A 12,244-nucleotide genomic window follows, 5' to 3' on the forward strand; every position below is an offset into this window, starting at 1 on the left:
GGTCGGGTAACGCGCGGGAGAAGGAGCTGGATCCCCGCCTCACGCGGGGATGACGAGCCTCCTACTCCCCCTTGAATTCCGCCTTGCGCTTCTGGAGGAAGGCCATGCCGCCCTCCATAGCGTCCTTGGTCGCGCCGGCGATGCGCTGGCCCTCGGCCTCGGCGAGCAGCACCATCTGCAGGTTCTGATCGAGCGCCGTGGCGATATTGCGCTTCATCGTCGCGTAGGCGACGGTCGGGCCGTTGGCGAGCTTCTCGGCGAGCGCGCGGGCCTCGGTCATCAGGTCGGCGTCCTCGACGCACTTGTAGACGAGGCCCCATTCCTCGGCCTGCGTGCCGCTGATCTTCTCGCCCAGCATCATCATCCGCGTGGCGCGCGCGCGGCCGATGGCGCGGGTGAGCAGCCAGGTCGATCCGCCATCGGGCACGAGGCCGATATTGACGAAGGCCTGTAGGAAGTATGCGCTCTTGGCGGCAATCGTGAAGTCCGCCGCCAGCGCGAGCGAGCACCCCACCCCCGCCGCCGGGCCATTGACCGCGCAGATCACCGGCACGCTCGCGCGCACCACCTGGCTGATGGCGGGGTTGTAGTGGTTGATCAGCGCCTCGTGGCTCCCGCCCTTGCCGCCCAGCGCCGAGCCATCGCCGCGCGCCGAAAGGTCCGCGCCCGAGCAAAAGCCCTTGCCCTCACCCGTGATGAGCACCGCGCGCGCGTCGCCGAGGTCATAGAACGCCTGTCCCAGCTCGTCCGCCATCTGCGGCGGCATCGCGTTGAGCCGCTCGGGGCGGTTGAGGGTGATGACGAGCAGCGGGCCTTCGCGGGTGACGCGGATGGTTTCGTAGGACATTCTTCTCTCTCTCCAGTTCTGTCATCCCCGCGAAAGCGGGGACCCAGGGCCAAAGGCACTGCGTGCCGCTCTGGTTTCCCGCTTTCGCGGGAATGACAAGCCGTTCAATTCGACCAGTGCGTGCCCTCTTTGGGCGTCTCCATGATCTCGGTAAGCATGCCGCCCATGTCCTTGGGATGGACGAAAAAGATAGGGGTGCCGTGCGCGCCGATGCGCGTGGGGCCGAGGATGCGCTTGCCGAGGCTCTCGAATTCCGAGCGCGCCTCGGCGATGTCGGGCACCTCGAAGCACAGGTGATGCTGGCCCCCGAGCGGGTTCTTGGCGATGAAGCCCGCGAGGGTGGAGTTCTCCCCCAGCGGCTCGATCAGCTCGATCTGGGTGCCGTTCAGCGCCCCGTCCGCCCCGGGCGTATCGACGAAGCAGACCTTCACGCCCTGCTCCTCGAGATCGAAGGGCGTGTGGATCTTCGTCGCGCCCATGACGTCGCGGTAGAACGCGATCGAGTCCGCGATGGAGGGCGTGGCGACCCCGATGTGGTTGAGACGGCCGAGTTTCATTTGATCAATGCTCCAAAACAATCACGATCAAGGCTGCGATCGAGAGCAGCATGAGCGCCAAGCCAAACGGGCGTCGAAGCCTTTCTGGATTGGTCGGATCGAGACGACGCGACAATCTTTGAATGAGGTCAGGCTGCTCATTCAGGTTGAACCAGCCATCGATCGCAGTGAGGAGCATGAAGGGCACAAGAAACCAATACTCCACCGTGGCATCCCTTCTCTCTGAAACCGTCATGCTGAACTTGTTTCAGCATCCATTCTGCGGCCCGCTCCGCCGGTGCTTGCGGCGGTATAGACCCTGAAACAAGTTCAGGGTGACGATGGTTAGCAACTCCGTTTCACAGCGGAATATTATCATGCTTCTTCCACGGGTTCTCCAACTGCTTCGTCCGCAGCTTCCTTAGCCCCAGCGCGATCCGCTTGCGGGTCGAGTGCGGGTAGATCACCTCGTCGATATAGCCGCGCTGTGCCGCCACGAAGGGATTGGCGAAGCGGTCTTCGTATTCCTTGGTCCGCTCGGCGATCTTGGCGAGGTCGTCCTTTTCCTGACGGAAGATGATCTCCACCGCGCCCTTCGCGCCCATCACCGCGATTTCCGCCGTGGGCCACGCATAGTTCAAATCGCCGCGCAGGTGCTTGGAGGCCATCACGTCATAGGCCCCGCCGTAAGCCTTGCGGGTGATGACGGTGATCTTGGGCACGGTCGCCTCGGCATAGGCGAAAAGCAGCTTCGCGCCGTGCTTGATGATCCCGCCAAGTTCCTGCGCGGTGCCGGGGAGGAAGCCGGGGACGTCGACGAAGGTGACGATCGGGATCTCGAAGGCATCGCAGAAGCGCACGAAGCGTGCGGCTTTCTTCGAGGAATTGATGTCGAGTACGCCGGCGAGCACCATCGGCTGGTTCGCCACCACGCCCACGGTGCGGCCCTCGACGCGGCCGAAACCGCAGATGATGTTGCCCGCATGCGCCGGCTGGATCTCGAAGAAATCGCCCTCGTCCAGCACCTTGGTGATGACCTCGTGCATGTCATAGGGCTGGTTGGCGTTGTCGGGGATCAGCGTGTCGAGGCTCATCTCCAGCCGGTCCCACGGGTCGCTGGTGGGGAGCGTCGGCCCTTCCTCACGGTTCGAGAGCGGCAGGAAGTCGAAGAAGCGGCGGGTGGCGAGCAGCGCCTCGACATCGTTTTCGTAGGCGAGGTCGGCAACCGAGGTCTTGGTGGTGTGGGTGATCGCCCCGCCCAGCTCCTCCTGCGTCACGACCTCGTTGGTGACGGTCTTCACCACATCGGGGCCGGTGACGAACATGTAGGAGCTGTCCTTCACCATAAAGATGAAGTCGGTCATGGCAGGCGAGTAGACCGCACCGCCCGCGCAGGGCCCCATGATGAGGCTGATCTGGGGGACGACGCCGCTTGCCAGCACATTGCGCTGGAACACCTCGGCATAGCCGCCGAGGCTCGCCACGCCCTCCTGGATGCGCGCCCCGCCCGAATCGTTGAGGCCGATGACGGGCGCGCCCACTTTCATCGCAGTGTCCATCACCTTGCAGATCTTCTCGGCATGGCGCTTGGAGAGCGAGCCGCCAAAGACGGTGAAGTCCTGCGAGAACACGTAGACCAACCGGCCATTAATGGTGCCGCTGCCCGTCACCACCCCGTCGCCGGGGATCTTCTGGTCCTGCATCCCGAAGTCGACACAGTCATGTTCGACATAGGCGTCGACTTCCTCGAAGCTCCCCTCGTCGAGCAGCACGTCGAGCCGTTCGCGCGCGGTCAGCTTGCCCTTGGCGTGCTGGGCTTCGATGCGCTTGGCCCCGCCGCCCATCCGGGCAGCTTCGCGGCGGCGTTCCATTTCGGCGATGTTGGCGGACACGCAGGTTCCTCTCTAAACCGGTCTCTTGTCGCAACGCGTTGCCTTAGCCTGCGCCAAGCGTCAACGTGGCAAAAGTGGCGGTGGGTGCGAGGGCGATGATGCAGAGCGCGGACGTGGTGGTGATCGGCGGCGGGATCGCGGGGCTGAGCCTTGCGGCGCGGCTCGCGGCCCATGCGAAGGTGGTGGTGCTGGAGGGCGAGAGCGCGCCGGGATACCATGCCTCGGGCCGCTCGGTCGCCTTTGCGCATTACGGGCTCGGCAATGTGCCGGTGCGCGACCTGACCGCACTGAGCATGGCGGAGCTGGCGGCGCATGGCTCGGTCCACGCGGCGCTCCATATAGCCTCGGCGGGCGAAATCGCGGCGCTCGATGCGCTGGAGGATGTGCATCGCCACTACGCTTGCGACTACAGCCGCGCCGGGCCGGAGGAGGCGCGCGGGCTGGTGCCGGTGCTGAAGCCCGAGGCCTGCGCGGCGGTGCTGATCGATCACAGCTCGCTGAAGCTCGATACCCACGCGATGCTGCAGGCCTGCGTGGCCGGGGTGCGCGCAGGCGGCGGCGCGGTGGTGACGGGCGCGCGGGTGCAATCCATCGCGCGCGAGGGGGCGGCGTGGCGGGTGGAGACCCCGGCCGGCAGTTTCACCGCCCCGCTCCTCGTCAATGCGGCGGGGGCATGGGCGGACGTGATCGCACAGCTGGCGGGCGTGCGCCCCGTGGGGATCGAGCCGCGCCGCCGCACGGTCATCTCCTTCCCTGCGCCCGAGGGTGAGGACGTCCACGCCTGGCCCTTCACCAAGACCGTCGGCGAAGGCTTCTACCTGCTCCCCGAGGGGCGCGGGCAATTGCTCGCCTCGTCGATGGACCAGACCCCGTCCAAGCCCTGCGATGCCGCGGCCGAGGAGCTCGACAAGGCGATCGCTGCCGACCGAGTGGAGCAGGCGACCACCCTCCCCATCCGCCGGATCAGCCACAGCTGGGCGGGCCTGCGCAGCTTCGTGGCCGACGAACTGCCGGTGATCGGCGCGGCTGCCGATGTGCCCGGCTTTGTCTGGTGCGCAGGACAAGGCGGCGCGGGCTTCCAGACCGCCCCCGCCCTCTCGCGCATCGCGGCGGCGGCGGTGCTCGGCCAGCCCTTCCCCGAGGATGCTGGGGCGGCGGGGCTTTCGTTCGCGATGTTCAGCCCGGCAAGGCTGGGAGCCTAGAACCGCCGCATCACGCTGCGCGCGAAGGCGGGCGAGATCGAATAGACCGCTCGCAGCACCTTCACCATGCCGACATTGGCCTCGTCGTGGCCCTTCTCCAGAGCGGCGATGATCTGGCGGGCGCATTCCTGCGGGGGCAGCTTCTTCGTCTTGCGGTCGGCGGTCATCTGGGTGTCGACCACCGGCGGGAGGGCCTCGATCACGTGGATCGGCTCGCCCGCAAGCTGCGCGCGCAGGGCCAGCGTGAAGCTGCGCAGCCCCGCCTTGCTCGCGCAATAGACCGAGCTTGCGGTGTTGGGCGCAATCGCGAGGCCGCTCGTCACATTGATGATCGCCGCTTCGGGGCGCGCGCGCAGGCGCGGCAGCAAGGCGGTGATCAGGCGCACGGGCGCGGAGAGATTGGCGTAGAGGCAGCCGTCCGCCGCGTCGGGATCGGGCATCGCATTGCGCACGTCATGCGGCACGCCGAGGCCTGCATTGTTGATGAGAATGTCGATCGAGCGATCGCCCAACGCCGCCACCAGCGCATCGACACCGGCGGCGTTCGACAGATCGGCCTCGATCACCTCGAAGCCCTCGCCCCGCATCGCGGCCAGTCGTGCAGGATCGCGCCCGGTGAGGATCACGATGGCGCCCTTGGCCTGCAATTGCCGCGCGATCTCGCGGCCGATGCCGGCGCTGCCGCCGGTCAGCAGAACCGTCTTGCCGTTTACATCCATCAGACTTTCACCACTCCATGTGCGATGAGGCTCTCGCCGCATTCGGCAATCGTGTCCTCGACCGGGCGCATGGTCCAGCCGAGCCGCTCTTTCGCGTGGCCCGCATTGACGTGGCGCACCTTGCCGATCTCGGTCTTGATACCGCGCACCTCGGCGTTGAACAGGGCGAGGATATTGACCACCCAATCGGGCATGGGCCGGGTCGGGGCCTTGCGCGCCTTGTCCCCCAGCCGCGCGCGCAGGATTGCCGCGACCTCAAGCGCCGAGAGGAACGGCCCCGCACCCAGGAAGCGCTCGCCCGGAAGGCCTGGGGTCTCCAAGGCCAGCACATGCAGCGCGGCGATGTCGCGCACGTCGACGATCGGGAAGCCGAGATTGGGCGCCATCGGCATCGCGCCCGACAGCAATTGCTGCACCAGCTCGACCGAGGCGGAGAAGTCCCCGCTGTCGACCGGGCCGAGCACCATGCCGGGGTTGACCGAGACGAACTCCATATCGCCCCCTTCTTCCGCCACCCATTCGCGCGCGGCGCGCTCGGCGAGGGTCTTGGATTTGACGTAGGGGTATGCGTCGGGATGGTCGATGTTCGTCCAGCGGCTTTCATCGAAGGTGTATTCGCCGCGATCGACGCCGTAGACCACCGCGGCGGTCGAGGAGGTCTGGACAAAGCGCGTGACCCCCGCCGCCTTGGCGAAGCGCAGCGCACGCAGGGTGCCCTCGCGCGCGGGGATGATCAGGTCGTCCTCATGCTTGGGGGCCTGTGCCGGGATCGGCGAGGCAACGTGGGCGACATGGGTGCAGCCATCGCTCGCCTCGGCCCAGCCCTTGTCCGACATGAGCTCGGCTTCGAACAGCTTGAAGCGTTCTGCCGTTGGATTGCCGAGCCGCGCGCGCAGGCCGCTCTCGGACTTCGCCACATTGCGGACCGTGCCGTGCACCGTCCAGCCCTTTGCCAGCAATTGCCGGATCAGCTCTCCGGCGATGTAGCCGGTCGCCCCCGTTACCAGGACCGTGCCTGCCATGCGTCCCCTCCCCTTCTTGCGGAATGTCATGCGATCATAGCAGATACGTTTCAGATTGCAACTTATTTGAAGAGCACCAGCTCCTCGGCCATCGTCGGGTGGATCGCGACCGTCGCGTCGAAGTCCGCCTTCGTCAGCCCCGCCTTCACCGCGATCGCGGCGGCCTGCATGATTTCGGGCGAATCCGGCCCGATCATGTGGATGCCGACGATCCGGTCGTTCGCAGCATCGACGATCATCTTGTAGAGGCTGCGCTCGTTGCGGCCCGCCACCACGTTCTTCATCGGGCGGAAGTCCGACTGGTAGACCTTGATATTGCCAAGCTGGTTGCGCGCCTCGCCCTCGGTCAGGCCGACCGCGGCGATGGGCGGGTGGCTGAACACGGCAGAGGGCACGCAGGAATGATCGACCGCATAGGGCTCGCCCGGGCCGAACACAGAGTCGGCAAAGGCCTGGCCTTCGCGGATCGCCACGGGCGTGAGCTGCACCCGGTCGGTGACGTCCCCCACGGCATAGACATAGTCGACATTGGTCTTGCTGAAGGCATCGACCACGATCTCGCCCTTGCGGCCAAGCTCGACCCCGATGGTTTCCAGCCCCAGCCCCTCGACATTCGGCACGCGGCCGGTGGCGACCATAACCGCGTCATATTCGCACGGCTCCTGCCCGGTCAGGCTCACGAGCAGCGAGCCATCGGCCTGCCTGTCGATCCGCTCGAACTCGGCGTGGAACAGGAAGCTGATGCCCTTCACCATCGAGATCTGGAGCAGCCGGTCGCGCAGGGACGCGTCGTAGGAGCGCAGGATCGTGTCCGAGCGGTTGGCGATCGTCACCTTGCTGCCGAATTCGTTGAAGATGCCGGCGAATTCGTTGGCGATATAGCCCCCGCCCGCGATCAGGATGCGGCGCGGCAGCTCGTCGAGGTGGAAAGCCTCGTTCGAGGTGATGACATGCTCGCTGCCCGGAAATTCGGGCACGTGCGGGCGCGCGCCAGTGGCGACGAGGATATATTTGGCGGTGACGGTCTTGCCGCTCGCCAGCGTGATCTCATGGTCGCCGGTGATGGTCGCGCGTTCGTTGTAGATCGTGACCTTGTGGTTGCCGAGCGTCTGGCCGTAGAGCCCCTCGAGCCGGGTCACATCGTTCTGCACGTGATCGCGCAGGGTCTTCCAGTCGAAGCGCTTGCCCTCGATCGTCCAGCCGAAGCTCTTGGCGTCCTCAAGGTCTTCGGCGAAGTGGGCGCCGTAGACGAGCATCTTCTTGGGAACGCAGCCGCGGATCACGCAGGTGCCGCCGACGCGGTATTCCTCGGCCACCGCCACGCGCGCACCGTGCGCTGCGGCGACGCGGCTGGCGCGGACCCCGCCCGAGCCTGCGCCGATGGTGAAGAGGTCATAATCGTATTCGGCTGACATCGCTCTGCTCCCGTCCGTGGCGGCAAGCATATGGCGGCGCGCAGGGCCAGCGGCAAGCTTGCGCACCCGCAAAGCCTGATTTCAGACAAAAAAGCGGGGATTTGCGCCCCCGCTTTTTCGTGTTCCGATTGTCGTGCCGGGCTCAGCCCTGCGCAGCGCGCGGACGGCCACCGCCGCCCCCGCCGCGGCGTCCGCGGTTGCGGTTGCCGCCCCCGCCATTGCCGCCACCTGCGCCCTGCCCTTGCGGACGGCCCTGACCGCCGTGGCGCTGGCCGCCGCCGTTGCCGCCCTGCGGACGCCCGCCACCGCCATTGCCGCTATGAGCGGGCTTGCCGCCCTGCTGCGGACGGCGTTCGCCCGAATGGGCACCCTCGGCCCGGCGCTGGTCGCCTTGCGGCGCACGGCGATCACCCTGCGGGCGACGCTCGCCCTGGGGACCACCGGCAGCGCGGCGCTGGTCGCCCTGCTGCGGGCGACGCTCGCCGCCTTCGCGGCGCTGCTCGCCCTGCGGCTTGCGCTGGCCGAGCGGACGCGGCTGCACCCGCTTCATCGGCTGGCGCGGCGCGGGCTTCTCCGGCCCTTCGCCCTCGACCACCGCGCGGAAGTTATCCGGGAGCGGCAGACGCTCGAGCTCGGCGCCCGTCGTCTTGCGGATGTCCTTGAGGTAAGCGCGCTCGTCCTCGGCACAGAAGGCGATCGCGATCCCGTCACGCCCCGCGCGCGCGGTGCGGCCGATGCGGTGGACGTACTGTTCCGGCACGTTGGGCAGCTCGTAATTGATGACGTGGCTCACGCCCGGAATGTCGATCCCGCGCGCGGCAACGTCGGTCGCGATCAGGATCGGCACCCGCGCCTTGCGGAACTCGTCGAGCGCGCGCTGGCGCTGCGGCTGCGACTTGTTGCCGTGGATCGCGTTGGCTTCGATCCCGCTCTGGCTGAGCTTCTTCACCACGCGGTCGGCGCCGTGCTTGGTGCGGGTGAAGATCAGGATGCGCTCGAACTCCCCCGGCACCTGGTGGCGGCGCTGGAGGATCATCTGGAGCAGCGAGAGCTTCTCGTCCTGCTGCACCATGAAGAGATACTGGTCGATGCGTTCGGCCGTGGTGCTCTCGGGCGTCACCGAGACCTGCACGGGATTGTTGCAATAGCCGCTCACCAGCTCCTTGATCGCCTTGGGCATGGTGGCGCTGAAGAACAGCGTCTGGCGCTCCTTGGGGGCCAGTTCGCGGATCTTCCTCAGCGCGTGGATGAAGCCGAGGTCAAGCATCTGGTCGGCCTCGTCGAGAACGAGGATCTCGATACCGGCAAGGTTGAACGCCTTCTGGTCGACGAGGTCGAGCAGGCGGCCCGGGGTCGCGACCAGAATGTCGGTGCCGCGGTGGAGCTTGTTGCGGTCCTTGCCCACCGAAGTGCCGCCGACGATGCACTGCACCTTCAGCCCGGCAAGCGCGCCGTAATCCTTGGCGCTGTCGGCGATCTGCACCGCGAGCTCGCGGGTGGGCGCCAGCACCAGCATACGGCAGGACTTGAACGGGATCGGCTTGTCGGCCTCGCGCAGGCGGTCGATGCTGGGGAGCATGAAGGCCGCCGTCTTGCCGGTGCCGGTCTGCGCGATGCCGAGCAGGTCGCGGCCCTTCAGCACGGGCGGGATCGCCTGCTGCTGGATCGGGGTGGGGGTGTTATAGCCCTTCATGTCGAGGGCCTGGAGCACGGGCTGCGACAGCCCGAGGTCAGCGAAAGTGTTCATGTTGTGCGTACTCGCATATAATCTGCGACGCGCGCTGGATCGTGCCGGACGACAAACGTCCACGAGGCACGCCACGCGCGGCGCGGGGGTTGAAACCGCCCGCGTGAAAAGGGAAGTCTTGGGGGTAGAACCGAGGCGCGGCCGGGGCGGATGCTTTCAGAATTCCGCCGCTTCACGCATGGCTTGCGCGCTTCGATGGGGCGCAGATGGGGGATGCGGGGCGAAATGTCAAAGGATTATCGGTCCGGCTTGATCGGCATGTCGAAGGTGATGCGCCCGACATAGCTCCCGGTGACCGCCGTTCCCCACGCATCGCGCGCCGGTTCGAACCGCGAACGGCGCATCAGCACCTCACAGAACTGCTTGGCGACGAGCGCGCTTCTGAACTTGCGCGAGAGGGTGCAGCCGGTGGGCACGCCATCCGCTCCGATCTCGAGCGTATAGTCGAGCCGCTGCGACAGCATCCCGACACGCGCGGCGACGCCGGTGAGTTCGCGCAGCCCTTCGAAGGCAATCAGCCGCGGTGCGGTGGGGCGCTGGATCGTGGCAGGATCGGCCGCCGGCTCGCTATCCTGCGCGCCCGCGACCGGGGCGGTGACAGCCAAAGCGACGAGTGCTGCGAGACGGTAGTGCAAACGACCCATCGGGCGATCCCCCTGCTGCGATCCAAGGACGCCGAAGACGTCCCAGAACCGACGGGACGCGTCAACCCTTTGCGCGCATTTCCAGATAGTTGAGGTGCCCCGCATAGGTGCCCTCGATCGCCGTGCCGCTTGCATCGTGGGCAGGCTCGAAGCTGTGGGTGCGCAGCAATACGCTGCACAGGCGATCGTTCACGTAGCTCATCCTGAACTTCACGGTGAGCTCGCAATGCGTCGGGCGGCCGGCGGGATCGACCGCGAGCGTGTAATCGAGATCGCTGCGCCAGACCCTGAGGCGCGAGGATTCCTTGAGGAGTTCCTGTTCGCCGGTGAAGGCAATCAGACGCGCCGGCCTTGCGGCGCCCTGCGGCGCGGCGTTCTCTTCCTGACCGTCGGCCCATGCGGGCGCGGCAAGCACCGCGAGGCTGGCGAGAGCGGACAGAAGCAGCGCGGATTTCATCGGCAGGCCTTGGTGCGGGGGAACGGAGACCGGCTCGTGCCGGTCGATCTCCCGCCTAAAGGGTTAATGCCGTCTGCGCAATTCGAACGCGACGGGCTGCGCAAATTGCCGCAATCTTGCCGGGGCGCACGACGCTCCGCAATCTTCGTGCGGGGCCGCGAACGAAAGGTTCGGCGGCCCGACAGAAATTACTCGCTGCCTCAGGCGAGCCCCGCCGCCGCCATCAACGCCTTTGTGCTCGGATCGAAGTCGCCCTTCCCGCTCTCGATCTGCTTGGCGATCGCCTTGCCGAGCTCGACCCCGAACTGGTCGAAGGGGTTGATGCCCATCAGCACGGCATTGGCGAAGGTGCGGTGTTCGTGGAAGGCGATCAGCGCGCCGAGCGCCGCCGCATCGCAATCCTCGACGAGGAAGGTGGTCGAGGGCCGGTCGCCCGGATAGGCGCGCGACGGATCGTCCGAGGTCTTGCCCGCCATCAGCGCCGCGCCTTGCGCGAGGCAGTTCATCAGCAGGATGCGGTGATGCGCCGGATCGAGATCGTCGCCCGGCGCGATACTGGCGATGAAATCGACCGGAATGAGATGCGTGCCCTGGTGGAGCAGCTGGAACACCGCATGCTGCGCGTCGGTCCCCACCCCGCCCCAGGTCACCGCCGCAGTCGGCCCGTCGACCGGCGCGCCATGGGCGGTCACGCTCTTGCCGTTCGATTCCATTTCGAGCTGCTGGAGATAGTCGGGCAGCAGCTTCAGCCGCTCGTCATAGGCAAAGACCGCGCGGGTCTGGCAACCGCGCAGGCGGGTGTAATACTGGTCGGCATAGGCCGCGAGCAGCGGCGCGTTGGCGCGGCCCTCGGTTGCACGGAAATGGTCGTCCACCGCCTTGGCGCCCGCGAGCATCTGGCGGAACTCGTCCATCCCGATCCCGAGCGCCACCGGAAAGCCGATGCTGGAGAACAGCGAATAGCGCCCGCCCACGCTTTCGGGGAAAGGCAGGATGCGGGTCTCGTCAACGCCCCATTCGACCGCCTTGTCGGGCGCGGCGGTGAGCGCGACCACGCGCCCGCCCGGGTCCTCTACGCCGTTGTCGGCGAGCCACTTCAAGGCGCTCGCCGCGTTGGTCATGGTCTCGGTGGTGGTGAATGTCTTGGAGGCGAGCGCGATCAGCGTCGTTGCGGGGTCGCAGGCGCGGAAGGCGGCTTCGAGGGCGAGCCCGTCGATGTTCGAGACCACGTGGACATCGACCAGCGCAAGGTCACGGGTCAGCGCGTCGATGGCGAGCGCCGGGCCGAGCGCCGAGCCACCGATGCCGATCGCGATGCAGTGCCTGATATCGCCCAGCGCGCCCTCGTGGATCGCCTCGACCAGCATGCCCATGCGGGCGAGCAGGGCCTCGGCCTCCTCGACCTGCGCCTCGGTGCCGCTGCCGCGCAGCGCGCCGTGGGTGGCGGCGCGGCCCTCGGTGGGATTGACGATCCCGCCGCCGAACAGCGCATCGCGCGCGGCCGCAAAGCCCGCCGCCTCGGTCAGCGCCTCGAACGCGGCGAGCGCCTCATCGCCCAGATGGGTCTTGGAGAAGTCGACCAGCATCCCGGTCTCGGCCTCGCTGCCCGGTTCGACGGGCCAGGCGATCCGGCGGGTGAGCGCTGCGGGGCGATCCGCGTCGCCCGCGAACAGTTCGGCGAGCGTCGGGTGCGGCAATCCGCGCAAGGCCGCCCAAGCTGCCGCTGTCGATCCGCCCGTAACTCCGCCCATTACCGTTCCCCT

12 protein-coding genes are annotated in these 12,244 nt (G+C 67.2%); 1 reads left to right on the forward strand and 11 read right to left on the reverse strand.

The annotated features are described in order from the left end of the window. Positions 1-61: 61 nt before the first annotated feature. The 4 genes from BZF57_RS06235 to BZF57_RS06250 all read right to left on the reverse strand — a co-directional run bounded on the left by BZF57_RS06235 (position 62) and on the right by BZF57_RS06250 (position 3,275). Positions 62-847: an enoyl-CoA hydratase-related protein gene (locus tag BZF57_RS06235; RefSeq protein ID WP_086735749.1), complete on the reverse strand. Its 786-nt coding sequence runs from the start codon at positions 845-847 to the stop codon at positions 62-64. Positions 848-951: 104 nt separating this feature from the next. Further along, a complete protein-coding gene (gene mce / locus BZF57_RS06240) occupies positions 952-1,404 on the reverse strand; it encodes a methylmalonyl-CoA epimerase (RefSeq protein ID WP_086735751.1) in 453 nt (150 codons plus the stop codon). 4 nt (positions 1,405-1,408) lie between these two features. Further along, a complete protein-coding gene (locus tag BZF57_RS06245) occupies positions 1,409-1,639 on the reverse strand; it encodes a hypothetical protein (protein WP_086735753.1) in 231 nt (76 codons plus the stop codon). A gap of 103 nt (positions 1,640-1,742) precedes the next feature. After that, a complete protein-coding gene (locus tag BZF57_RS06250; protein WP_086735754.1) occupies positions 1,743-3,275 on the reverse strand; it encodes an acyl-CoA carboxylase subunit beta in 1,533 nt (510 codons plus the stop codon). A 95-nt stretch (positions 3,276-3,370) separates the two neighbouring features. Here BZF57_RS06250 and BZF57_RS06255 point away from each other — a divergent pair, with 95 nt between their 5' ends. Next, positions 3,371-4,477 carry an NAD(P)/FAD-dependent oxidoreductase gene (locus BZF57_RS06255; protein WP_086735756.1) on the forward strand — a complete coding sequence of 369 codons (1,107 nt, stop codon included), beginning with the start codon at positions 3,371-3,373 and terminating at the stop codon, positions 4,475-4,477. Here BZF57_RS06255 and BZF57_RS06260 read toward each other — a convergent pair. The 7 genes from BZF57_RS06260 to pgi form a co-directional block, all read right to left on the reverse strand. Beyond that, positions 4,474-5,196 carry an SDR family oxidoreductase gene (locus BZF57_RS06260; RefSeq protein ID WP_086735758.1) on the reverse strand — a complete coding sequence of 241 codons (723 nt, stop codon included), beginning with the start codon at positions 5,194-5,196 and terminating at the stop codon, positions 4,474-4,476. The genes BZF57_RS06255 and BZF57_RS06260 overlap by 4 nt on opposite strands. After that, the gene (locus tag BZF57_RS06265) at positions 5,196-6,218 is read right to left on the reverse strand and encodes an NAD-dependent epimerase/dehydratase family protein (protein ID WP_086735760.1); all 1,023 of its coding nucleotides are present in this window, start codon (positions 6,216-6,218) and stop codon (positions 5,196-5,198) included. Before BZF57_RS06265 ends, BZF57_RS06260 begins: the two co-directional genes overlap by 1 nt. A 62-nt stretch (positions 6,219-6,280) precedes the next feature. Continuing rightward, positions 6,281-7,633, reverse strand: a complete 1,353-nt coding sequence (gorA, locus tag BZF57_RS06270) for a glutathione-disulfide reductase (protein ID WP_086736010.1) — start codon at positions 7,631-7,633, stop codon at positions 6,281-6,283. Positions 7,634-7,775: 142 nt separating this feature from the next. Continuing rightward, positions 7,776-9,380 carry a DEAD/DEAH box helicase gene (locus BZF57_RS06275; RefSeq protein WP_086735762.1) on the reverse strand — a complete coding sequence of 535 codons (1,605 nt, stop codon included), beginning with the start codon at positions 9,378-9,380 and terminating at the stop codon, positions 7,776-7,778. A gap of 236 nt (positions 9,381-9,616) precedes the next feature. Further along, positions 9,617-10,024: a hypothetical protein gene (locus BZF57_RS06280; protein ID WP_143738376.1), complete on the reverse strand. Its 408-nt coding sequence runs from the start codon at positions 10,022-10,024 to the stop codon at positions 9,617-9,619. 61 nt (positions 10,025-10,085) lie between these two features. Continuing rightward, positions 10,086-10,481 (reverse strand): hypothetical protein, encoded by a 396-nt coding sequence (locus tag BZF57_RS06285; protein WP_086735766.1) that lies wholly within the window; start codon positions 10,479-10,481, stop codon positions 10,086-10,088. A gap of 200 nt (positions 10,482-10,681) precedes the next feature. Next, positions 10,682-12,232: a glucose-6-phosphate isomerase gene (pgi, locus tag BZF57_RS06290; protein WP_086735767.1), complete on the reverse strand. Its 1,551-nt coding sequence runs from the start codon at positions 12,230-12,232 to the stop codon at positions 10,682-10,684. Between the last annotated feature and the right edge of the window lie 12 nt (positions 12,233-12,244).

The organism is Erythrobacter colymbi (assembly GCF_002155685.1).
In the GTDB taxonomy this organism is placed as follows: domain Bacteria; phylum Pseudomonadota; class Alphaproteobacteria; order Sphingomonadales; family Sphingomonadaceae; genus Erythrobacter; species Erythrobacter colymbi.